Below are 23741 nucleotides of genomic sequence, written 5' to 3' on the forward strand. Positions count from 1 at the left end.
TTTTACCCCAGCTGTGTCAGTGGGTGCCGGGGTTGGCGCGCAGGTGCGCCACCTTTTGTTCCAGGCCCTTCCAAACCGGCGCATTCGGCGCAAATTTGCCGCGCAGATACGCGACCAAATCCGCCACCTGGCCATTGGACAAACTGTCCTTGAACCCCGGCATATACCCCAGATCCTTAGTCGCCGGATTGCTGATGCCTTGCAGGATCACCTTGATCAAATTGTCCGGCTGATCGCTGAACACATTGGTGTTGGTCGCCAGCGACGGGCTCACTCCAAACAGCTTCGGCCCCAGGCCATCGGCATGACAGGCCTTGCACGACCCTTCAAACACGCGTCGGCCATTGGGGTTTGGCACCGTAGCCGCCACCTGCACCTGGGCAGCCGCCTCGCCATTCAACGACGCCAGGTACACCGCCATCGCGCGGATATCCGCCTTGGGCAATTTCGACAGCTCACTCACCACTGGCCCCATCGGGCCCGCCGCCACACCGTGGGCGTCGGAATAACCGGTGCTCAAATAGGTAAACAGCTGATCCTCGGTCCACGGCGTCGGCGCCTTGGACAAGCCCGTCAGCGCCGGCGCTTCCCAGCCATCCACGCTGCCGCCGGCCAGAAACGCCTTGCCGCCCTTCTCCGCCCCCATCAAGTTGCGCGGCGAATGGCACGCGGCGCAGTGGCCCAGGCTATTGACCAGGTAATTCCCCCGGTTCCATTGCGCACTTTGCTCGGGTTGCGGGGTGATTTCGCCGCGCCTTAAGTTCAGTGCATTCCACCCCGCCATCAACGGCCGGACATTGAACGGAAACTTCATCGCATTCGGCGTCGGCGCCTGGCTCACCGGCGCCTGGGACATCAGGTAGGCGTACAGCGCCTGCATGTCCGCGTCGTTGATATTGCGAAACGCCGTGTAGGGAAATGCCGGGTACAGGTTGCGCCCATCGCGACCAATGCCGTCACGCATCGCCCGTTCAAACGACGGGTACGACCAGGCACCAATCCCCGTGTTCACATCCGGGGTGATATTGCTGCTGTACAGCGTGCCGAATGGCGTCTGCATCGCCAGCCCGCCGGCATTCGGCGCGCCACCGGGCGCGGTGTGGCACACCGCGCAATCGCCCACCGCAGCGAGCAGACGCCCGCGCTCCAGGGTGGCCTTGGACCAAGTGCCGGCGCTGGGCGGCGCGATGGGTGCGATTTCGTTGTGAAACGGCCAGGCCGTTGCCAGCAGTGCGCCCAAGGTCGCGAACAACGCACCAAACCACCACTTGCGGCGTTTTTCCGGCGACTTGGCCGGCTCGCCCAAGGTGCCGGCATTCAGTGCCGCCAGCACCCGTTCGGGGGTGATCGGCAACTCGCGAAAACGAATCCCGGTAGCGTCGTAGATCGCGTTGGCAATCGCCGCCGCACTCGGCACCGAGGCCGACTCGCCGGCGCCCATGGGCGGCTGGTCCTGGCGCGGCATCATCATCACGTCGATCTGCGGCACCTCGGGGAAGGTCAATATCGGGTAACCGCCCCACTCCTTGCTCGCCACCGTCGACTCTTCAAAGGTCACGCGCTCCTTGAGCACGCGGCTGGTGGACTGGATCACATTGCCGTGGATCTGATGCTGCACCCCGGCCGGGTTGATCATCATCCCCGCGTCATGCCCGATCACCACCCGCGTCACCGACACGTCGCCGGTGTGTTTGTCGATGGCCACATCCGCCACCCAGGCCGCCCACGCGGCGCCGAACCCAGGGAACTTGCTGTGGATGTAGCGCGCGTAGGCAAAGCCGCGACCGCGCAGCAGGTGGTCTTCATTGGCGGTTTGCATCGGCGCGGTGCGCGGCGTCCAGTTGGCGCGTTCGGCGGTGGACTTGACCAGCTCGATGGCGCGCTCGTCCTTGAGGTAGCGCAGACGGTATTCCACCGGGTCGACGCCGGCGGCAAACGCCAGTTCGTCGATATAGGATTCATGGGCAAAGGTGTTGGGCAACGCCGACACACCGCGCATCCACGACGCGCGCACGATGGGCGCCATGTCATTGATGGTCACGCGAATGTTGTCGATGGCATACGGCGGGATCGAGGTGCGGTCGCCCATCTCGAACATCGCCGCCACCGGCTCGACCCGGCCGGTCAGCAAAAGCGCCAGGGTTGGCGCGCCGTTGGACGGGTAGCTGGTTTCAAAGTCGTAGGCGGCAATGCTGCCGTCGGCGTTGAGGCCGCCGTCTACGTCCATCAACTGCGCGGTGCCCTTGGGTTCCCACAGGTGCTCCTGTTCGCGGGTCAGTTGCACGCGCACCGGCTTGCCCACAGCGCGCGAGAGCAGCAAGGCGTCGGCGCACACGTCGTCGGCGCAATTGCGCCCGTAGCAGCCGGCGGCTTCCATGCGGATCACGTCGATCAGGCTTTCGTCGCATTCCAGCAGCCAGGCAAGGTCCGCGCGCAACAGGTGCGGGTTCTGGCTGCCCGACCACACACGACTGCCCGCCGCCTGGTAATCCGCCACGCCACAAGACGGGCCTATCGAACCGTGCATCTGGTACGGCCACAGATAACTGCGCGGCATGCGCTGGGCCGCGCCGACCAGGGCCGCGTCGACATTGCCCTGGTCGAGCACCGTGCGCCGAACCCGTGGGTTGTCGCGGATGGCCTGCTCCACATCGCTCATGTCCGGCAGTGCGTTATTCCAAGGTTTCCAATGCACTTGCAGTTCGTGAGCGGCCTTGATTGCCTGCTCTTCGCGCAGCGCCACCACGCCGACAAAATCACGGATAACCACCACCGCGACAATCCCGGGGATATGCGCGATGGACGCTTCATCCACGCTCAGCAGGCTATTGCCGACAAACTCACCGCAATCCAGCCCGGCATACGGCGGGCGCACCACGCGGCCGTGGAGCATGTCGGGCACGCGCATGTCGTGCACGTAGGTCAGCTCGCCGGTGGCCTTGCCGGGGATATCCACGCGCGCGGCGCCCTTGCCCACCAGGCGATAATCTTCGATGGCCTTCAGCGGTGCGTCGCCGCTGATGCGCAGCTGGTCGTGCTGGCCGCTGACCAATTCGGCATAGGTGCTGCTGCGCCCGTCTGCTGCATGGATAACCCCGGCTTCAATCTTGAGGCTGGCGGTGCTCACGCCCCAGCGCCCCGCCGCTCGCGCCAGCAGAAAGCGCCGCGCTTCGGCCGCCGCATTGCGCAGGGGCACGGCGGAAATCTGCAAGGTGGCACTGGCAATGGTCGCGCCCTGGTTGGGGACGCGCTCGGTGTCGCCGAGCACCATGTTCACCTGCTCCAGCGTAAGGTCGAGCTCTTCGGCGACAATCTGCGCCAGGGAGGTGCGAATGCCAGTGCCCAAATCCACATGGCCGTTGAACGCATACACCAGGCCGTCGTCGTTGACGGCGATAAACAGGCTTAGCTCCCTGGGCTTTACCGTCGGCGTGCCGCCCTTGGCCACCGGGCCCGAAGGCGGCAGCACGTCATCGACAATCAACAGAACACCGGCCTTGGCCAGCCATTGGTCTCGGGAAAGGTTCATGGTCATCAATCCATGCTCATCAGGCGAGCGGCACGCAGCACCGCCCGGAGGATTTCGATATGGGTGCCGCAGCGGCAGAGGTTGCCCGACAGCTCGTTGCGCACCTCGGCTTCGCTGGGGTTGGGGTTGCGGTCGAGTAGGGCCTTGGTGGTCATGATCATGCCGTTGAGGCAATAGCCGCATTGCGCCGCCTGCTCATCGATAAAGGCTTGCTGCACCGGGTGCGGCGCCTGGCGTGTGCCCAGGCCTTCGAGGGTGACGATCTCGCGCCCTGCCGCGCCGGCCAGGGGAAATACGCAGGCGCGGGCGGCCACGCCGTCGATGATCACCGTGCACGCGCCGCACTCGCCCAGGCCGCAACCGTATTTGGGGCCGTTGAGGTGCAGGTCATTGCGCAGCACCAGTAAAAGCGGGGTGTCCGCCATGGCGCTGACTTGGCTTTTTTGCCCATTGACCTCAAGCGTTACCGTGATGTGCTGGCTGATCATTCGCTTCGCCTATAACAGTTGGTGAAGTGGCTACTACACGAACAAGTCAAAAAAAAGCGTCGCGGACCTGGGGCCTCGCGACACACTTGATTGGTGAAGTGGCGACTACATCAAACTAGAGCAAATTCAATGCCAGCCCGCATTACTCCTGCGGATCGTCGATCATCTTGCGCAGCAGAAACAGCACCGCCACGCGCTCGGCGGGGTTGAGGTTGCTCATGGTCAACTCACTGATCTGCGCGGCGCGCGGGGCGGTTTGCGCGACCAGCTCGGCGCCGGCCGGGGACAGGTCGACCACCACCTTGCGCTTGTCCTGGGGGTCGGGCTCCAGGCTGATCAACTCTTTGGCCTTGAGTCGCTCGACAATCCCGCGAATGGTCGCCTGGTCAACGGCCGTGGCCTTGACCAGCTCGGTGAGCGAACTTGCACCGTGATCGCGCAGCGCGCACAGGGTCACGAACTGCACGGCGGTGAGCTGGGAGTCGCCGACATTCTGCTGAAAGATCGCCAGGTGGCGCTGGTAGGCCTTGCGCAACAGGTGGCCAACTTGTTCAGAAAAAACGTAGGAATCAGGCACGGCGAGGCTCGGTGGGTGGTTAGCGATGGGAAGGCATGATGGCGGGCTTGGTGAATGATCTCAAGGTGCACACAGGCTAAATGTGGGAGGGGGCTTGCCCCCGATTGCGGTGTATCAGCCAGCTTATCTATTGCTGACCCACCGCTATCGGGGGCAAGCCCCCTCCCACATTTGGATATTTAGTGTGCCAGGGACTCAGCGGGGGCTACCACATCGCCACCAATCACCACCGCCTCATCATCCAGGTACACATCACAATTGCGCAGCGGAATATCCATATGACACGGCGTCTTGCGCGTCCCGCCCACTTCAGTATTCGGGCCGGTAGAAAACAGGAAATTGCCATAGAACGCCCGCGCATCCATGCACATGCCGTCGTTCTTGTCATGCAGCCCCATGGCCGTCCACTGCGCCTTTGGCTGCAAACCCCAACCGATATGGGAGATGCCGTACACCTCGGGGTCATTGAAATACTTCATGTAATCACGCAGGTACTCGGCCTCGAACCCGCCGTGAATCCCGGTGATGAAACCCTTCTCGATTTCCAGGGTGATCTTCTCGCGGGTATAGGTCTTGAACGGCAGCAGAATGTCGCCAATGTCCAGCACCAGCACGCCCTCGGCGGTTTCTTCGTTGGGCCAGGAGAACAGGAAGCCGCTTGGCCAGTGGTCCCAGCGCCCCGGCTCATCGGCAAAACCGTATTCGGTCACCGACGGGTATTGCCCCAGCGCGGCGCGAAAATCACTGCCGGCGCGGGATTTCACATGGATCGAACGGGCCTTCTTCAGCAACTGTTCGGCGGCGAGCACGCGTACTTTGTCTGCCTCGGTGGGCAGCATGCGCGCCAGCACTTCCGGCGGTTCCACGGCCAGCAGGATGCGCGTGCCGGTCTTGAGGATCTGCTCCTGCTCCGGTGAGTGCAGCAGCATCATGGTGTCGACGATCAGGTCGGCCGCTTCCAGCGCACGCTGCGCGGCGATATTGCCGGTGAGCGCGGTGTCGCCGCAGTAGGCGGTCATGTCATTGCCCATCGCCTTGGGATGGTTGAACGCCGGCAGCTCTACCGCATACACCTTGGCTCCCAGGCGCTGCGCGGCGTCCATGGCGGCACGCACGGTGCGCGGGTCGGAGTAATGGCTCTTGAGCACGGCGACGCTCTGGGTCGGGTCGACCTTCGACAGCTTCAACACGTGTTCAAACATCTGGGTGAGTTCGCAATCGCTTACCGGCATCTTCCTGTCTCCTGTGGGGCTGCACCAAGTTCAGGCGTCGCGCTTCACCTTAGTGCATTTATATAGCGTATACGCCAATTACTAACGATAAGACCTGAATTTCAGGCGGACTGCAAGCGCCGCGCCAGAACGTTACCAATCCACACATAACCCGTATTTACTGGCAATACCGGGTTACACAGAACGCTCATGGCTAGAAGATAAAATTTCAAAGATAGTCTTCCCATTTCAAAAAATGAGCGTATACACTTTAAAAACCTTGCGGACAGACGCCGCCGAAAATCAAGCAGAGAGAGGATCACGCCCCATGGGAAGCACACAGAAAATCGCCATCGTCGGTGCCGGCCTGGGCGGCGCCGCTGCGGCCACCCTGCTGCAACAAGCTGGCTTCGACGTGGACATCTACGAGCAGGCGCCGGAGTTTTCCCGGCTGGGCGCGGGCATCCACATGGGGCCCAATATCATGAAAATCTTCCGCCGCATGGGCATCGAAAAGCAGCTGGACCTGATGGGCTCGCACCCCGAGCACTGGTTCAGCCGTTGCGGCGAAACCGGCGACTACCTTTCGCGCATCCCGCTCACCGGCTACGGCGCGTCCTACGTCACCGTGCACCGTGGCGACCTGCACGCGCTGCAGATGTCGACCCTCAAGCCCGGCACCCTGCACTTCAACAAGCGCCTGGAAACCCTCGAAGAAACCGACACCCAGGTGCGCCTGACCTTCGCCGACGGCGAAGTGACCTACGCCGATATCGTGATCGGTGCCGACGGCATCAATTCGAAGATCCGCGAAGAACTGCTCGGCGTGGAAAAACCGCTGTACAGCGGCTGGGTCGCGCACCGCGCGCTGATCCGTGGCGACCAGCTGGCCAAGTACGACTTGAAGTTCGAAGACTGCATCAAGTGGTGGACCGAAGACCGCCACATGATGGTGTATTACACCACCGGCAAACGTGACGAGTACTACTACGTGACCGGCGTACCCCACGCCGAATGGGACTTCCAGGGCGCCTTCGTCGACAGCAGCCGCGAGGAGATGTTCGACGCGTTCAAGGGTTACCACCCCACCGTGCAAGCCTTGATCGAGTCCACCGAAAGCGTGACCAAATGGCCGCTGCGCAACCGCAACCCGTTGCCGCTGTGGAGCCGGGGCCGCCTGGTATTGCTGGGCGACGCCTGCCACCCGATGAAGCCGCACATGGCCCAGGGCGCCGGCATGGCCATCGAAGACGCCGCGATGCTGACCCGCTGCCTGCAGGAAACCGGCATCAGCGACTACCGCACCGCCTTCGAACTCTACGAAGCCAACCGCAAGGAACGCGCATCCCGCGTGCAGGCGGTATCCAACGCCAACACCTGGCTGCGCACCCAGGAAGACCCGGCGTGGGTGTATGGCTATGACCTCTACGCCCAGGAATTGAAATCGGGGGTGGCCGCGTGAGCACCTTCTTGTATGGCGGCAACGTGCAGGCCAACGGCATTCGCCAGCACTACTTGCGCTACGGCGGCAAGGGCCCGGCGCTGATCCTGATCCCGGGCATCACCAGCCCGGCGATCACCTGGGGCTTTGTGGCCGAGCGCCTTGGCGCGCAGTTCGACACGTATGTGCTGGATGTGCGCGGGCGCGGCTTGTCCTCGACCGGCCCCGAGCTGGATTACAGCGCGGACACTTGCGCCGGCGACATCGGTGCGTTCGCCGACGCGCTGGGCCTGGGCAGCTATCACCTGATGGGCCATTCCATGGGCGCGCGCTTTGCCGTGCACAGTGCGGTCAAGCATCCCCAGGGCGTGAACCGCGTGGTGCTGATCGACCCGCCGGTCTCCGGCCCGGGCCGTCGTGAATACCCGAGCAAGTTGCCGTGGTACGTCGACTCGATCCGCCAAGCGCTGGTCGGCATGGATGCAGAGGCGATGCGCGCCTTCTGCGCCACCTGGACGCCGGAGCAACTGCAACTGCGCGCCGAATGGCTGCACACCTGTTACGAGCCGGCCATCGTGCGCGCCTTCAATGACTTCCATGCGGTGGACTTCCACCAGCACCTGCCCCACCTCAAGGCCCCTGCCCTGTTGATGGTCGCCGGGCGTGGCGGGGTGATCCTCGATGAAGACATCGCCGAAATCCAGGCGCTGCAGCCCGGCATCCAGGTCGCCCGCGTGCCCAACGCCGGCCACATGATCCCGTGGGACGACCTCGACGGCTTCTTCAACGCCCTCGGCGACTTCCTCACACAATAAGAACGGAGACCACCATGCAGAAGCTCTACCGCATCGGCCAGATCGTGCCCAGTTCCAACACCACCATGGAAACCGAGATCCCGGCGATGCTCACCGCGCGCCAGGCGATCCGCCCCGAACGCTTTACCTTTCACTCCAGCCGCATGCGCATGAAGCAAGTGCGCAAGGAAGAACTGGCGGCCATGGACGGCGAGTCCGACCGCTGCGCCATCGAGCTGTCCGACGCCAAGGTGGACGTGCTGGGTTACGCCTGCCTGGTGGCGATCATGGCCATGGGCCTGGGCTACCACCGCAACTCCGAACAGCGCCTGCGCAAGGCCACTGCCGATAACGACGCCAACGCCCCGGTGATCACCAGCGCCGGCGCCTTGATCGAAGGCCTCAAGGTGATGGGCGCCAAACGCATCGCCATCGTCGCGCCGTATATGAAGCCGCTGACCGAACTGGTGGTGAACTACATCCGCGAAGAAGGCTTTGACGTGGTGGACTGGCGCGCGCTGGAAATCCCCGACAACCTCGCCGTGGCCCGCCACGACCCGGCCAACCTGCCGGCCATCGTCGCCGGCATGAACCTGCAAGGCGTGGATGTGATCGTGCTGTCGGCCTGCGTGCAGATGCAGTCGCTGCCGGTGGTGGCCAAGGTGGAGGCGCAAACCGGCAAGCCGGTGCTCACGGCGGCCATTGCCACCACCTACGCGATGCTCAAGGCGCTGGACCTGGAGCCGATCGTGCCCGGTGCCGGTGCCCTGCTCTCTGGCGCTTACTAAGAGGGTTGAGAAGATGACCAACCAATCCGCCGACGCCAACTACCAGGGCGTCTGGGGCAACCGCATCGGCTTCGGCAAAAAGGCCGCGCTGCTGATGATCGACTTCATGCAGGGCTACACCACCGAAGGCGCGCCGCTGTTTGCGCCCGGCGTGGTCAGCGCCGTGGCCGAAAGCGTCGAGCTGCTGGCCTGCGCACGGCAACACGGGATTGCGGTGGTGCACACCAATATCCGCTACCATCCCGGCCATTTCGTCGATGGCGGAATCTGGGTGAAAAAGGCCCCGGTGATGAAGGACATGGTCGAAGGCAACCCACTCGCCGCGTTCTGCGTTGAAGTGCTGCCCCAGGCCGATGAAGTGGTGATCACCAAACAATACGCCAGTGCGTTTTTCGGCAGCAGCCTGGCACCGATGCTGCACGCACAAGGCATCGACACCGTGGTGCTGGCCGGCTGTTCCACCAGCGGCTGTATCCGCGCCACGGCAGTGGACGCAGTGCAACACGGCTTTCGGACCATCGTCGTGCGCGAATGCGTCGGCGACCGGCACCCGGCGCCCCATGAAGCCAACCTGTTCGATATCGACAGCAAGTATGGCGACGTGGTGAGCAAGCAGGAGGCAATGCGCAAGTTCAGGGAGCAATAAGGTTTTACCAAGAACCGCGCCACAGAGCGCGGTCAGCGCTACATCTTCTGACACTGCCTTTGGAAGTCGCTGCCACAGCACTCCGAAGTGCTGGAACACAGCGGCAACATAAAAACCATAAGTCACCGCCAGGAGACACCCCATGCCCATTGCGAATGCAGCGCCCGCGACCACGGTCGCCGACCCGGTCAACACGCTTTACCACAAGATCACCTGGAAGCTGATTCCGTTCCTGTGCTTCTGCTATCTGGCCGCCTACCTGGACCGCATCAACATCGGCTTCGCCAAACTGCAGATGCTCGACCAGTTGCAGTTCAGCGAAACCGCGTTCGGCCTTGGCGCCGGGCTGTTCTTTGTCGGCTACATCATCTTTGAAGTACCGAGCAACCTGGTGCTGGAACGGGTGGGCGCGAAAATCTGGATCGCGCGCATCATGATCACCTGGGGCCTGCTCTCGGCCTGCACCATGCTGGTCACCTCCACCACCCAGTTCTACATCCTGCGCTTTCTGCTCGGCGCCGCCGAAGCCGGCTTTTTGCCGGGCGTGCTGTATTACCTGACCACCTGGTTCCCCACCCACCGACGCGGGCGCATCATCGCGCTGTTCATGATCGGCCTGCCGCTGTCCAGCGTGATCGGCGGCCCGCTGTCCGGGTGGATCATGGGCCACTTTGATCACGTCGGCGGCCTGCGCGGCTGGCAGTGGCTGTTCCTGATCGAGGCGGTGCCCAGCGTATTGCTCGGCATCCTGACCTTCTGGGCCTTGCCCAACAGCTACCAGCAAGCCAAATGGCTGTCGGACGAAGAAAAGGCCCTGCTCGAAACCGAACTGCGCAAGGACGACGCCGATGGCGCCGGCAGCAAGCACAGCTTTCGCGACGGCTTCTTCAACCTCAAAGTGTGGATGCTTGGCGGTATCGATTTCTCGATCCTGCTCAGCGCCTACGCCATGGGCTTCTGGATGCCGACGTTCATCCGCAACGCCGGGGTCACCGACACCTTCCATATCGGCATCCTCACCGCCCTGCCCAGCGTCGCCGCCCTGCTCGGCATGCTGCTGATCGGCGCCAGCTCGGACAAACACCGCGAACGCCGCTGGCACATCATCGTGCCGTTTTTCATCGGCGCAGCGGCGATGGCCACCAGCACCTTCTTCACCCACAACGTGGCGGCCACCGTGGCGCTGTTCGCGATTGCCTCGGCGGCGATCATCGGTGCGGTGCCGGTGTTTTTCAGCCTGCCGGCGACCTTCCTCAAAGGCACCGCAGCAGCCACCGGTTTTGCCCTGGCTTGTTCGGTGGCGAATATCGCCGGCCTGGTGAGCAACTCGTTGATGGGCGTTGCAATCGACGTAACCGGCAGCAGCGCGGGCGCATTGTGGTTTTTTGCCGGCTGCCTGATCCTCAGCAGCTTCCTGGTCATCGCCTTGCCGGCGAAACTGGTGAACCGTTAACAACCCTAACTTTTGCGGATGAATCACCATGCAAGGTTTGTTTAAAAGCTGTGCGTTGCTGGTGGCGGTCGGCCTGTGTGCCGGTACCGCCCAGGCGGCGGAAAAAGTCATCTTCGACACCGATTTCAACGTCCTCAACGATGACGGCCAGGCCTTTATCATGCTCGCCCAGCTGCATGGGCAAAAACGCATCGAGCTGCTGGGCATGACGTTGGTCAGCGGCAATGCCTGGGTCGACCAGGAACAGGTCGACGCCCTCAAGGCGGTGGAACGCATGGGTGTGGAGAAGGAAGTCGGCGTCTACTCCGGCGCCGCCTACCCGCTGCTGCATGACTACGCCACCTACGAGGCGGAAAAAGCCCTGTTCGGTTCAGGCTGGCCGGGGGCGTTCAAGAACCCGCGACCGACTTCGCCGTCGCAGTTGGTTGCACCGCCGGACGGCCTGGCCACGCACACACAATTGCGCAAGGAAACCGCCGCGCAGTTCATCGTCGACAGCGTGCGCGCCAACCCGCACCAGGTGACGATCCTCGCCGTCGGCCCCCTCACCAACGTCGCCCTGGCGATTCGTTCGGCACCGGACATCGTGCCGCTGATCAAGCGCATCGTGTACATGGGCGGCGCCCTGGAGATCCCGGGCAACACCACGCCGGCGGCGGAATTCAACTGGTGGTTCGACCCGGAGGCGGCGAAGATCGTGTTGCGCTCGCCCATCGAACACGTGATTTTCCCCAACGACGTGTGCGAGAAAGTCACCTTCGACAAGTCGGTGTACCAGCGCGTGATTGCGCAGAAAGGCGCGATTGCCGAGCTGTACAAACACGAGTTCGGCCCGCTGTTCGACAAGGACCCGAGCTACCACAGCTTTACCTGGGACAGCCTGCCGGCGCTGTATCTGGTCAGCCCGCAGATCGTCACCGAAGCGCGGGATATGTGGGTGGATGTCGACGCCACGTTCGGCGCCGACTACGGCCGCGCACTGGGCTACAAGAAAGGTGCGCCGCTTGGCACGCAAAAGGCCAAGGTGGTGTTTGGCGTGGATCAAAAGAAATTCTGGGACGGCTACGTCAACCTCGTGACGCTGCCAACCCCGGTCAAGCACTGACCGGTCGAGCGCTTCCACGTTGCGTGGGAGCGTTCAAGCCTTAGCCCGCGACAGCAAGCCCGCGCTGCAAATCCTCGATCAACGCCGCCACATCCTCCAAGCCGATATGCAGGCGCACCACCGGGTTTAACCCCCGGTCCGCTGCGTTGTCACGGTCCTGGGTATCCGCCACCGTCACCAGGCTTTCATACCCTCCCCACGAAGCGCCCAGGCCGAACAGCTGCAAGGCGTCGATAAAGCGTTCGAGGTAGCCGGCGTCGGCATTCGCCAATTCGAACGACAACAACCCATTGCTGCCAGCGAAATCCCGCCGCCACAGCGCATGCCCCGGATGCTCGGGCAAGGCCGGATGGAACACGCGTTTGACCTGGGGCTGCGCCTGCAACCACAGGGCGATATCCACGGCCTGGCGTTCGTGCACGTCCAGGCGCGCGGCCAGGGTGCGGGCGCCGCGCAGGATCAGGTAGGCATCGTCGGCGCTCACCGCATTGCCGAAGGTGTCGCTCATCCTGCCCAGCGCCGGCCAGGCCGCTGCGCTGGTGCACACGCTGCCCATCATCACGTCGCTGTGACCGCCGAGGTATTTGGTCAGGGCCATGATCGAAATATCCGCGCCCAATGCCAGTGGCCGGTACAGGTAACCCGAGCCCCAGGTGTTGTCCACGGCCAGCAGGATATTGCGCGGTTTGCACAACGCAGCGATGGCCGGCAGGTCGCACAGTTCATACAGCAGCGAGCCCGGCACTTCGGCGTAGACCAGTTTGGTGTTGGCTTGCAGTTGCGCTTCCAGGCCCTGGCCATCCGGTGCGAAGTAGCTGACCTCGATGCCGAACGGCTGCAGGAATTCGCGGGCCAGCTTGCGCACCGGCGAATACACCGCGTCGGTGATCAGCACATGATCGCCGGGGCGCAAGTAGGCCAGGAACACCTGGGCGGCGGCGGCGAGGCCGGTGCCGTAGAGACGCGTGCGAAAGCCGCCTTCCAGCTCGGTCACCAGGTCTTCCAGCGCATGAGATGTCGGGTTGCCACGCGCGCCGTAGGTCAGCACGCGCTCACTGTCACGGCGCGCGCGGGCGTCGCGCATTTGCGCCAGGTTGTCGAACAGCACGGTGCTCAGGCGCGTGATCGGCACGTTGACCGCGCGGCCGCCTTGGCCCTTCTCGGTACGCGCGGCATGAATCAATCGCGTGCGCACCCGCGACGGCGGCGCCAGGGGTTTGAGGCTGGCGATTTCCGCCTCGTTCATTTGCGCGAGCAGGCCGATTTCCCAGGCCAGGTACTGACGCGCGGCGTCCTTGTTGCCGCTGTGGCGGTCGTGGGTGAAGAACAGGAAGTCGATGCACTGCGCGTCGGGCAGCGTGTCTGCGCCCGCGTTGACCGGCAGGCCGGCAGCGGCCCAGGCCGCAAAGCCGCCGTCGAGCAAACGCGCCGACAGGCCCTCGGCGGCAAAAGCGGCCAACGCCGGATCATCCGCCACCAGCACCAACGGGCGATGATCGGGTTTGAGCAGCGAGCGGATCGACCAGCGCGACCCGGCAATATGCCCCTTGCGGTACAGCATGCTCGGGCGCAGGTCGATCAGGTTCACATCGTTCAGCTCCCGCGCCAGCGCCGCAACGCTGATCAGTGGCAGCGCCTCAAACGCCACCGGTTGCAGCACCGGCAAGGCCAGGCCGCTGTCGATGCCATCGCGCAACACATAGGCTGCATGCCCCAGCTGGCGCAGCCAACTGGCGACAATCGGCGCGCGCACGCCATCGCTGTCCACCAGCACGATGCGCGCCTGGCGCACACCGATATACAGGTCGGTGGACTGAATCAACTGCCCGCCCGGGGTATGTTGCGCGCCGGGCAGTGTGCCGAGGGCAAACTCCTCGGCGGTGCGTACGTCACACAGGAACAGACTGCGTTGGCGGTCAGCGGCCCATTGGCGCACCTGCTCCGCCGCCACCGTCACCACCCCTGCCCGCTCGGCCAGTTGCTGTGCGGCCTGGCGTTGCGAGGTCAGGTCGCCGCTGACGCGCTCGGCATACCGCCGGGCGCTGCCGTGCTCCAGTTGCAAGTCTTCCAGGTACCAGCCCTGGGTGCCGTTTTCCAGCGCGTAAATCGGGTTCTTCAACCCCAGGTTGATCAGGGTCTGCGCGCCGATAATGCTGCGGGTGCGCCCGGCACAGTTGACCACGATGGGCGTGCTGTCATCCGCCACCAGGTCGTGCACGCGGTAGCCCAGTTCGCCATTCGGGCAGCAGATGGAACCGGGGATGGTCATCTTGCGGTATTCGTCGAACGGCCGCCCATCCAGCACCACCAGCGGTTCGCCACGGGCTTGCCACTCGGCCAGTTGCCGCGCGGTGACGTGCGGCGTGTGGCTGGCTTCTTCGACCAACTCGCCAAACGCCTTGGACGGCACATGCACACCGGCAAACAGCTGCAAGCCTGCCGCCTGCCAGCCGTCCGCCCCACCCGCCAATACATGCACATGGGTGTAGCCCAGCGCATGCAGACGCGCAGCCGTCAGCGTCGCCACCGCCCCGCCGTCCTGGTCGTAGATCACCAGACGCACCTGCGGGTTGGGCGCCAGGCGGCGTACCTCCAGCTCCAGGCGGCTGTAGGGCAGGTTCACCCCATGGAACAGGTGCGCCTCGCCGTATTGCCCGTGTTCGCGCACGTCGAACACGGCGATTTCCTGCCCGTCGAACAGCCACTGCTGCAGTTGACTTGGGGTGATGGTCTGGCTCATGGAAGTCCCAACAAAGTAAGAAAAGAGTTACTGCAACGCCAACGAACGTTCGCCCGGTGCCACTTCGCGGCCCTTGGCATAGGCGCGCTGCACCGCCGGCCGCGCCTTGATGCGCTCACGCCAGGCGTGGATATGCGGGTAGTGCGCCAGGTCCTGGCCTTGGCGTTGCGGTTGAATCCACGGGAAAATCGCCATATCCGCCACCGAGTACTCGCCGGCCACATACGCCACCTCGCCAAGGCGCTGCTCCAGCACGCGGTACAGGCGCGTGGCCTCGGCATTCAACAGGTCGAGGGCGAAGGCAATCGGCTCCGGCGCCTTTTCCTTGAACAGCTGCAACTGGCTCAGGTACGGGGTGATATGCCCCACTTGCCAGAACAGCCATTCCTGGACCTTCTGCCGCTCGGCAGTGCCGGCCGGCGGCAGGAATTGCCCGGCGCTGTCGGCCAGGTAATTGAGGATCGCGCCGGATTCGAACAGGCTCAGCGGGGCTGCGGGGCGATGGTCGACAATTGCCGGGATGCGGCCGTTGGCGCTGATGCGTTGGAAGCTCGCGTGCTTTTGCTCGCCTTCGCGGATGTTGACCGGCACGAGTCGGTATTCCACAGCCAATTCTTCGAGCAAAATGCCGACTTTCAAGCCGTTGCCGGTTGGCCAGTAATACAGATCAATCATAAAAAACCCATGGATGAGCACGACTCAAATGTGGTGTGTCAGGAATAAGCCTTGATGGAGGGGGCCATCTGCGAGGCGTTGTAGTTGAGGATGCGCCCGTCGGTGTCCACGCCGTAGCGGCCGTTGAGGGATTCCAGCGGCAAGCCGTACAGGTGGAAATGCAACGTCGCCTGCTCGCCCTCAACCTTGATGCCATGCAGGTCTTCCCCGAGAAACGAAATCGAAGTCCCCGGCTGCACAATCACTTCCTTCTCCAAACTCAAGGTGGTGAAGCCCGGCTCGCGGCCCTCATCATCGCGGGCATAGACGTAGTTGATCTCCTGGCCTTCAACGGCGCTGATAATCGCCCACGTCTCATGGTTGTGCGCCAAGGTGCTTTTGCCCGGCAGCAGCGAGTTCAGATACAGGGTCGGTGTGTCACCGTCGTCGTTAAGGCGATAGCGAAAGGCAGTGCTGCCCTGCCCCGGCACCGGCGCGGGGAAAGCTTCGAAGTTGAACAGGTCGCGGCGTTCGGCCAACTGCTCCAGCAGGCCAACGATGTCCACCAGGGCCGCACGGTCTACGCCGCGCTGGTTGATGACGCGAATCTGCTGCAAGAACGTTTCGATAACGGCGGCACGGTTTTCGGTACTCATCACGGGTTTCCTCTTATCAGACAGACAGGCTGTAGCGGCTCAAATTGGTCAACAGGTACGGGTCATGGGCGCTGGGGCCACGGCGCCCCGAATCGCCCAGGGCATGGCGCAGGAACGTCTGGGTGCGTTCGCTGGTCGGGTTCTGGAAGATCTGCGCGGCGCTGCCCTGCTCGACAATCACGCCGTTTTCGGTGAAGTACACGACGTCGCTGATCTCTTCGGCGAAGCGCATTTCGTGGGTGACCAGCACGCAGGTCATGCCCTCTTCGGTGAGTTCGCGGATCACCGTCAGCACTTCGCCGACGGTTTCCGGGTCCAGCGCCGAGGTCACTTCGTCGAACAGGATCAACTCCGGGCGCATCGCCAGGGCGCGGGCAATCGCCACGCGTTGCTGCTGGCCGCCGGAGAGTTGGCCGGGGTAGGCGTCCGCCTTGTGTTCCATGCGCACCTTGGCCAGCAGCGCCCGTGCGTCTTGTTCCGCGTCGGCGCGGTTGCGGCCGAGCACCTTGCGCGGCGCGATCACCAGGTTTTCCAGCACCGACAAATGCGGGAACAGGTTGTATTGCTGGAACACAAAGCCCACGCGCTTGCGCAGCTCGATGCGCTGGGCCTCCCCGGCCAAGGTATCGACCTGGGTCTGGCCCACACGGATGCTGCCGCGCTGGGGCTGCAACAGCCCGGTGATGCAGCGCAGGATCGTGGATTTGCCCGAGCCCGACGGGCCGATGATCGACACGGCCTGGCCGCGCAGCACGTCGAGGTCGATGCCCTTGAGCACCGGGTTGGCACCGAATGCCAGATGCACATCGCGCAGGCTCACCAGCGGTTCAGTAGAAGGCATAACGACGCTCCAGGTGTTGGGTCAGGCGGGAAATCGGGTAGCAGTAGGCAAAGAACAGCACCAGCAGGCTCAGGTAGATCAGCACGGTAAAGCCGGTCATGTTCACGGTGTTGCTGGCGATCTGCGCGGTGTCGATCACGTCATGCACGCCCACCAGCGAAGCCAGCGCGGTGCCCATGGTGACCACCGCGTAGAGGTTCATCCACGGCGGCAACATGCGCTTGAAACACTGCGGCAGGATGATCGAACGGAACAGCTGGCCACGGGTAAACGCCAGCGAACGCGCGGCCTCCCACTGGGTGCTGGGGATCGAACCGATGGCGCCACGGAAGATCTCCGCCACGTTGGCACTCGCCGGCAAGGCCAGGCCGATAGTGACCTTGACCCAGTCCGGGAACGACACGTAGCTGTTGCCGATATGAATCTCGAACGGGAACACATAGGTGGTGAAGTAGATCAACACCAGCCACGGCGCGTTGCGAAACACCTGGACCCACAGCCGCGCAATAAAGCCCAGGGGCGACAGCGCCAGCGCGCCGATCAGCAGGCCGAGCACCGAGCCGATGCCGATCGCCAACAGGCTGATCAGTATGTTCTGGCCGAAACCGGCGACCAGCGCCGGCGACCACTGCCACAAGGCCGACAGCACCGGGAATGATTCAATGGCCATAGCCGGGCATCCTCAGGCGCGCTTCCAGCCAGCGCCCCACACAATTGACGATAAAACTCAGCAGGCCGAAGAAGCTCAGGATCAGCAGCATCAGCTCCAGCACGTTGTCGCTCTGGGTCCAGATCATGATCGCCGCGTAGGTGATGTCGCCCACCGCAATGGCCGACGCCACGGCGGTCATCTTCACCAGGTCGATCAGGTTGTTGATCAGCGACGGCAAGGCAAAACGCAACGCCAGCGGCAGCTGCACATGCCAGAGCAATTGACGATTGCTGAAGGCCAGGGAACTGGCGGCCTCCAGGGTCACGGCCGGCACCGCTTCGATGCCGGCGCGCAAGGCCTCGGCATGGAACGCACCCTTGTGCAGGGAAATCACGATGACCACCCAGGCAAACGGCGTGAGCGGGTTGGCCGCGCCGACGGCCTGGGTCAGCAGCATGTTCAGCACCAGGAACGCGCAGTACAGCTGCACCAGGGTCGGCGTGTTGCGCGTGACTTCGATAAACACCCGTGCCGGCTTGGCCAGCCACGGGTTGCCCGAGGTCAGCATTGCCGCCAGGCTGATCCCGGCGAGCAGGCTGCCGATGATGGTGAACAGACACAGCAGGCCCGTGGTCAGCGCACCCTGTACCAGGCTGCCACGCTGGTAGGCGTCGAGCAGAAAGTTGTAATTAAGGCCGATACTCGCGGCCCAGTGCACGAACAGTTCCATCATTGCAGTTGCCCGCAGGCGGCTGCGATCCGCCGCCCGGCCTCGGCCACGCTGTCAGTCGCGGTGGCGATGGACAGGCGAAACCACGGCGACAAGCCATAGGCACTGCCCGCCACACCGGCCACGCCCGCCTCCAGCAGCCAGGCGACCACGTCGGCGTCATCCGCGATGCGCTGGCCGTCCGGACGCTGGCGCCCGAGCAACCCGGCGCAACGTACGAACACGAAGAAGCCGCCTTGGGGCTCCAGAACTTCCAGACCGTGGACGTTTTTGAGCGCCGCGACCAAAATATCCCGCCGTAATTGATACGCCGCAACCTGCTCCGCGAGGAACCCCAGCCCGCCGTTATACGCCGCCAACGCCGCCGCCTGGCCGACCGATGACGCGCCGGAAGTGGATTGCGATTGCACCACCGCCATCGCATCGGTGAGGGTTTTGGGCCCTGCGCCGAAGCCGATGCGCCAGCCGGTCATGGCGTAGGTCTTGGACACACCGCCCACCAGCAGGCAACGCGCCTGCAAATCCGGGGCAACATTGAGCAAACTCTGGGCCGGGCGGCCGTCGAAACGGATGTGTTCGTACAGCTCGTCGAGCAGCACCAGCACCTGGGGGTGGCGGCGCAGCACCTCGGCCAGCGCCTGCAACTCGGCCGCGCTGTACACCGCGCCGCTCGGGTTGCCGGGGCCATTGAGGATCAGCCAGCGCGTGCGCGCGGTGATGTGCTGTTCCAATTGCGCCGGCAGCAGCTTGCAACCCTGCTCCAGGCCGCATTCGATAAACACCGGCTCGCCGCCGTTGAAGCGCACGCTGTCCGGGAACGACGGCCAGTACGGCGTCGGCACCAGCACTTGATCGCCGTCATCCAGGGTGGCGGCAAACGCATTGAAGATAATCTGCTTGGCGCCGTTGGCGATCACGATGGATGCCAGCGGGTAATCCAGCCGGTTTTCCTCGGCCAGTTTGCGTTGCACCGCCAGGCGCAAGGCTTTGACGCCGGGCGTCGGGGTGTACTTGGTGGCACCGCCGGCGATGGCGGCATACGCGGCTTGCTTGATGTGTTCGGGGGTGTCGAAATCCGGCTCGCCGGTGGTGAGGTCGAGGATATCGCGACCGGCTTCACGCAGTTCAGTGGCGCGGGATTTGGCCGCGGCGTTGGCCGACAGCGACACCCGCTGCACGCGCCGGGACAGGCGGACGGTCATGGCTTTACCTCAAGGACTTTGCCGGGGTTGAGCAGGTAGTGCGGGTCGAGGGCCCGCTTGATGCGGCGCATCAGGTCCAGCTCCACCGCGCTTTTATAGCGACCGAGCAGGCCGACCTTGCGCTGGCCGATGCCGTGTTCGGCGCTGATCGAACCGCCGTGGGCATGGGCGCTGTCGTGCACCAGCGCGCTCAGTTCGGCGTAGTGGGCCATATGCGCCTCCACCGTCGAACCCAGCGGATGGGCCACGTTGTAATGCAGGTTGCCGTCGCCCAGGTGGCCAAAGGTGAAGTTGCGCACGCCAGGGAAATGCTGCTGGAGCAACGCGTCGGTGTGGGCAACGAAGGCCACCACCTGGGAAATCGGCACCGAGATGTCGTGCTTCATATTGCGCCCGGCGCGTTTCTGCGCCTCGCTCATGTTCTCGCGCAGCAGCCACAGGGCTTCGCTTTGCGCCAGGCTTTCGGCGACCAGCGCATCACTGATCAGTTGCTGTTCGAAGGCCTCGCCGAGTACGCGCTCGAAGGCTTCGCGGGCATGGCTTTCGCTGTGGTTGTCCGAGAGTTCGATCAACGCAAACCACGGCTGCTGTGCCGCCTTGAATGGCTGCGGGCCATCCGGAAACTGCTCGCGCAGCAACGCCAGGCAGTCGGCGGTCAGCAACTCAAACGCAGTAAGGCTGGCGCCAAAACCGGCGCGGGCATGGGACAGAAAGGCCACCGCTTGCGCCAGCTCGTCAAAGGCCAACAGCGCGGTGGTCTGGGCCTTGGGCAGCGGGAACAGCTTCAGGGTGGCGGCGGTGATAATGCCAAGGGTGCCTTCGCTGCCGATGTACAAATCGCGCAGGTCGTAGCCGGTGTTGTCCTTGCGCAAACCGCGCAGGCCGTGCCAGATCTCGCCTTCAGCGGTCACCACTTCGAGGCCAAGGGTCAACTCACGGGTGTTGCCATAACGCAGCACGGCGGTACCGCCGGCGTTGGTGCCGAGGTTGCCGCCAATGGTGCAACTGCCCTGCGCGCCCAGGCTCAGCGGGAACAGGCGGTCGGCCTCGCGGGCGACGTCCTGGACATTCTGCAGGATGCAGCCGGCTTCCACCGTGAGCGTGTCGTTGTCGGTATCGACAGTGCGCACGCGGTTCATGCGGTCGAGCAGCAGCAACACCGCGCGCCCGCTGGCGTCTGGTGTGGCGCCAGCCATCAGCCCGGTGTTGCCGCCCTGCACCACGATCGGCGCCTTCAAGGCCACACAGGCGCGCACCACCGCCGCCACTTCCTCGGTGTTGGCCGGGTGCACCGCCGCGACCACCTGGCCGGTGTAGCGGCCCTGTTTGTCGGTAAGGCAGTGCGCCGCCTCCTCACTGGTCTGTACATGGGCCGCGCCGAGCAGTTGTTGCAAGGTGGCGAACAACGCGTCACTCATGGCTGTACTGCTCGTGCAGGTCACGCAGGGCCTGGGACGGCGCCATGCCGGTGCGCTCGCCGAGGGCGATCAGGAAACCGCTTTTATGCCACTCGCGCACGATGGCATCGAGCTTGGCCTGGGTGTCGTGCTCGCCCTTGCGAATCCAGATCACCGATTTGGACGGGATCAAGTCACCCGGCAGCGGGATTTCATACCCGGCCCATTCGGCATCGCCAAGCAGCGCATGCATGGTCGGGCTGACGTGCACCGCCGCCACGCAGCCATTGCCACGCAGCGACAGCAGCGATTCGGACTGGCTGCGGAACGCCTTGATCTGCGCGCCGTAGGTCTCCTGCAGCGGCTTGATAAAGTTGCTGCCCTGGGACACGCACACCGGCTTGTCCTTGAGGTCGGCCCATTGGGTGATACCCGCGCCCTTGCGAATCAACGCCGCGCCGCCGACTTCCTCGTACGGCGTGGGCACGTAGTCGAGGATTTCGGCGCGCTCTTCGGTGAACTGCATATTGGCGATCAGGATGTCGACCTTGCCCTGCTGCAAAAACTGCACGCGGTTGGGCGCCAGCACCGAGACGGTCTTGGCCTCGACCCCCAGCGCCTGGCCGATGCCCTTGGCCAGTTCGACGTTGTAGCCCAGGTGTTCACCGGTCGTGGGATCAATGGTGCCGAACGGCGGGCCGCTGAGGATCACGCCGACGCTGATGGCGTGGCGCTGCTGGATCTTGTCGAGGGTGGCGTCCGCCTGGGCGAAGCCGGTGCACAGGGCCAGGCCGAGTGCGGCAAGGGTTTTCAAATGCATGCTCAGGCGCCCTTGAACTGTTGTTGCAATTCCACCAGGGCCGGTGAGGCCGGGCTGATGCGGTTGCGGGTCTGGGCGTCGATCAGCCAGCCGCTGCGGTGCAGCTCCTTGACGATCGGGTCGAGTTTGGCCTGGGTGTCGCTTTCGCCGCGACGGGTCCAGATCACCGACGGTGCCGGGTTGAGTTCCGGGCCCAGTACGCGGTAGTCCTTCCATTCGGCGCTGTCATTGATCAGCGGGTTGATCAGCGTCGAGTCATGCACCGCCGCTACGCAGTTGTTGCCGCGCAGGGCCAGCAGCGATTCGGAGGAACTCTTGAAGGCCTTGAGCTGGGCGCCGAACTCGGTCAGCGGCTTGACGTAGCTGCTGCCCTGGGAGGTGCATACGGGCTGGTCCTTGAGGTCTTCCCAGCGCGCGATCTTGCTGTCCTTGAGCACGGCGGCGGCGCCACCGATGCGGTAGAACGGGGTTGGCACGAAGCCGAGGATCTCACCACGCTCGGCGGTCCATTCCATATTGGCGATCAGCAAATCGACCTTGCCCTGTTGCAGGAACTGCACGCGGTTGGCCGGCAGCACCGGCACCAGTTGCACCTGGGCCTTGAGCTGGCGCCCCAGCTCGTTGGCCAGGTCCACATTCAAGCCCTTGGGCTGCTGCGTGGCCGGGTCGATGCTGCCAAACGGCCCGCCGGACAACAACACGCCGACCACCAGCACATGGCGCTGCTCGATCTTGTCCAGGGTCGCATCGGCCTGCGCCGCCACACTGCCGCCCAGGGCGAGCATCGACCCCAGGGCCACCGGCAACCATTTCTTGAATTTCATTGGACTTCCCCCTGGCTGATGATCGGCGTACCCCGACCTGATGGAGGGGCATGCTAGGGAGAGTGCGGGGCCAACGGAAATGCAAATATCTCATATCGTTATAACTTGTGGTGTCTGAGCCACCTGCTATTTGGATATAACCCATGATTTGTTGGGCTGCGCAAAAATCCGCTTCACCAATACATAAATATCTGTAATGTTTAACTTCGCACCCTTGATGTAAAACCGCCCCTGGAAATGGCCATGTCGACCCTCGACCTAGAACTGCTGCGCACCTTTATTGCCGTGGTCGACCACCACAGCTTCGCCGAAGCCGGCACTCACCTGGCGCGTACGCAGTCGTCCGTGACCCAGCATATGCAGCGCCTGGAGCAACAGGTCGGCGTAAGCCTGTTCGAAAAACGCGGGCGGCAAAAACAGCTGACCGAGCCGGGCATGCAGCTGCTGCGCCACGCCCGGCAAATGCTCTCGCTGAACGACGACGCGTTGAATTCCCTGCGTGAAAGCAGCCTGAGCGGCATGCTGCGCATCGGCTCGCCCCACGACATCGCCGACACCATCCTGCCGCCGATCCTCAGCCACATCGCCCGCTCCGCGCCACGCCTGCGCCTGGAAATCGACGTGGGCCGCAGCCCGTTCCTGATGGACGACCTGCACCGCGGCAAGGTCGACATGGTGATTTCCACCCGCAGCGACCCAAACCTGGAAGGCTTTGCACTGCGCACCTCACCGGTGTGGTGGATCTGCTCGGCGCAGTACATCCACTCGCCGAGCGAGCCGCTGCCGCTGATCCTGGTGGACGAGCCGAGCATCTACCGGCGCTATGCGCTGGAGGCATTGGAGCGGGCGAATATTCCCTGGCGCCAGGCGTATTTGGCGTCCAACCTGATCGGCATCAAGGCCGCCACCCGTGCGGGGCTGGGTGTGACCCCGCGCAGCATGGAAATGCTTGGGCCGGATATGCGCGTGCTGGGTGAAACGGACGGCCTGCCAAGGCTGCCGGATGTCACGTATTACCTGTGGATACGACCCAACACCGCCAACCCGATTGCCCGCAAGGCCTACGACCTGATCCGCGCCAGCCAGGGCTTATAGCAATCAACCTGTGGGAGGGGGCAAGCCCCCTCCCACATTTTTGATCTCCATACACCTGCCCCATCAGCTAGAATCGGCGCCATTATTTGCCCGCCTCC

21 protein-coding genes are annotated in these 23741 nt (G+C 63.8%); 7 read left to right on the forward strand and 14 right to left on the reverse strand.

All coding sequences use genetic code 11. From position 1 onward, the window contains the following. Positions 1-16: 16 nt before the first annotated feature. The 4 genes from AC0IYH_RS01850 to AC0IYH_RS01865 all read right to left on the reverse strand — a co-directional run bounded on the left by AC0IYH_RS01850 (position 17) and on the right by AC0IYH_RS01865 (position 5826). A complete protein-coding gene (locus AC0IYH_RS01850; RefSeq protein WP_471832812.1) occupies positions 17-3535 on the reverse strand; it encodes a molybdopterin cofactor-binding domain-containing protein in 3519 nt (1172 codons plus the stop codon). Continuing rightward, a complete protein-coding gene (locus AC0IYH_RS01855) occupies positions 3535-4017 on the reverse strand; it encodes a (2Fe-2S)-binding protein (protein ID WP_471832813.1) in 483 nt (160 codons plus the stop codon). The genes AC0IYH_RS01850 and AC0IYH_RS01855 overlap by 1 nt, the downstream gene beginning before the upstream one ends. A 142-nt stretch (positions 4018-4159) precedes the next feature. Next, positions 4160-4594, reverse strand: a complete 435-nt coding sequence (locus tag AC0IYH_RS01860; protein WP_025858281.1) for a MarR family winged helix-turn-helix transcriptional regulator — start codon at positions 4592-4594, stop codon at positions 4160-4162. Positions 4595-4773: 179 nt separating this feature from the next. Beyond that, complete coding sequence (locus AC0IYH_RS01865; protein ID WP_471832814.1) at positions 4774-5826, reverse strand: 2,5-dihydroxypyridine 5,6-dioxygenase; 1053 nt, start codon at positions 5824-5826, stop codon at positions 4774-4776. Between the two features lie 307 nt (positions 5827-6133). Between AC0IYH_RS01865 and AC0IYH_RS01870 the strand changes: the two genes are divergently transcribed. From AC0IYH_RS01870 to AC0IYH_RS01895, 6 genes are all read left to right on the forward strand, one after another. Beyond that, complete coding sequence (locus tag AC0IYH_RS01870) at positions 6134-7267, forward strand: FAD-dependent monooxygenase (protein WP_116628125.1); 1134 nt, start codon at positions 6134-6136, stop codon at positions 7265-7267. Then, positions 7264-8061: an alpha/beta fold hydrolase gene (locus AC0IYH_RS01875; protein ID WP_122772245.1), complete on the forward strand. Its 798-nt coding sequence runs from the start codon at positions 7264-7266 to the stop codon at positions 8059-8061. The genes AC0IYH_RS01870 and AC0IYH_RS01875 overlap by 4 nt, the downstream gene beginning before the upstream one ends. A 14-nt stretch (positions 8062-8075) precedes the next feature. Continuing rightward, positions 8076-8828 carry a maleate cis-trans isomerase family protein gene (locus AC0IYH_RS01880; protein WP_471832815.1) on the forward strand — a complete coding sequence of 251 codons (753 nt, stop codon included), beginning with the start codon at positions 8076-8078 and terminating at the stop codon, positions 8826-8828. A gap of 13 nt (positions 8829-8841) precedes the next feature. Then, positions 8842-9474 (forward strand): N-carbamoylsarcosine amidohydrolase, encoded by a 633-nt coding sequence (locus AC0IYH_RS01885; protein ID WP_471832816.1) that lies wholly within the window; start codon positions 8842-8844, stop codon positions 9472-9474. A gap of 142 nt (positions 9475-9616) precedes the next feature. After that, on the forward strand, positions 9617-10927 hold the full coding sequence (locus AC0IYH_RS01890; protein WP_116628129.1) for an MFS transporter: 1311 nt from the start codon (positions 9617-9619) through the stop codon (positions 10925-10927). 28 nt (positions 10928-10955) lie between these two features. After that, a complete protein-coding gene (locus tag AC0IYH_RS01895; protein WP_471832817.1) occupies positions 10956-12032 on the forward strand; it encodes a nucleoside hydrolase in 1077 nt (358 codons plus the stop codon). Positions 12033-12072: 40 nt separating this feature from the next. Here AC0IYH_RS01895 and metC read toward each other — a convergent pair whose 3' ends face one another. Genes metC through AC0IYH_RS01945 form a run of 10 tightly spaced genes read right to left on the reverse strand, consistent with a single transcriptional unit; the run spans position 12073 to position 22548 of the window. Then, entirely contained in the window at positions 12073-14772 is a 2700-nt protein-coding gene (metC, locus tag AC0IYH_RS01900) for a cystathionine beta-lyase (RefSeq protein WP_471832818.1), read from the reverse strand. A 27-nt stretch (positions 14773-14799) separates the two neighbouring features. Further along, a complete protein-coding gene (locus AC0IYH_RS01905) occupies positions 14800-15447 on the reverse strand; it encodes a glutathione S-transferase N-terminal domain-containing protein (protein ID WP_471832819.1) in 648 nt (215 codons plus the stop codon). A gap of 38 nt (positions 15448-15485) precedes the next feature. Continuing rightward, positions 15486-16082, reverse strand: a complete 597-nt coding sequence (locus AC0IYH_RS01910; RefSeq protein WP_471832820.1) for a cysteine dioxygenase family protein — start codon at positions 16080-16082, stop codon at positions 15486-15488. A gap of 16 nt (positions 16083-16098) precedes the next feature. Further along, on the reverse strand, positions 16099-16923 hold the full coding sequence (locus AC0IYH_RS01915) for an amino acid ABC transporter ATP-binding protein (RefSeq protein ID WP_116628134.1): 825 nt from the start codon (positions 16921-16923) through the stop codon (positions 16099-16101). After that, a complete protein-coding gene (locus AC0IYH_RS01920) occupies positions 16910-17593 on the reverse strand; it encodes an amino acid ABC transporter permease (protein ID WP_116628135.1) in 684 nt (227 codons plus the stop codon). Before AC0IYH_RS01920 ends, AC0IYH_RS01915 begins: the two co-directional genes overlap by 14 nt. Continuing rightward, the gene (locus AC0IYH_RS01925) at positions 17583-18308 is read right to left on the reverse strand and encodes an amino acid ABC transporter permease (protein ID WP_471832821.1); all 726 of its coding nucleotides are present in this window, start codon (positions 18306-18308) and stop codon (positions 17583-17585) included. The genes AC0IYH_RS01920 and AC0IYH_RS01925 overlap by 11 nt, the downstream gene beginning before the upstream one ends. Continuing rightward, positions 18305-19507, reverse strand: a complete 1203-nt coding sequence (locus AC0IYH_RS01930; RefSeq protein WP_471832822.1) for an aminotransferase class I/II-fold pyridoxal phosphate-dependent enzyme — start codon at positions 19505-19507, stop codon at positions 18305-18307. Before AC0IYH_RS01930 ends, AC0IYH_RS01925 begins: the two co-directional genes overlap by 4 nt. Further along, on the reverse strand, positions 19504-20925 hold the full coding sequence (locus AC0IYH_RS01935) for an FAD-binding oxidoreductase (RefSeq protein ID WP_471832823.1): 1422 nt from the start codon (positions 20923-20925) through the stop codon (positions 19504-19506). The genes AC0IYH_RS01930 and AC0IYH_RS01935 overlap by 4 nt, the downstream gene beginning before the upstream one ends. Beyond that, positions 20918-21724 (reverse strand): transporter substrate-binding domain-containing protein, encoded by an 807-nt coding sequence (locus AC0IYH_RS01940; RefSeq protein ID WP_116628139.1) that lies wholly within the window; start codon positions 21722-21724, stop codon positions 20918-20920. Before AC0IYH_RS01940 ends, AC0IYH_RS01935 begins: the two co-directional genes overlap by 8 nt. 2 nt (positions 21725-21726) lie before the next feature. Further along, complete coding sequence (locus tag AC0IYH_RS01945) at positions 21727-22548, reverse strand: transporter substrate-binding domain-containing protein (protein WP_122772256.1); 822 nt, start codon at positions 22546-22548, stop codon at positions 21727-21729. A gap of 243 nt (positions 22549-22791) precedes the next feature. Here AC0IYH_RS01945 and AC0IYH_RS01950 point away from each other — a divergent pair, with 243 nt between their 5' ends. Further along, positions 22792-23643 (forward strand): LysR substrate-binding domain-containing protein, encoded by an 852-nt coding sequence (locus AC0IYH_RS01950; RefSeq protein WP_471832824.1) that lies wholly within the window; start codon positions 22792-22794, stop codon positions 23641-23643. Positions 23644-23741 lie beyond the last annotated feature (98 nt).

It is taken from the genome of Pseudomonas sp. AC463 (genome assembly GCF_979253585.1).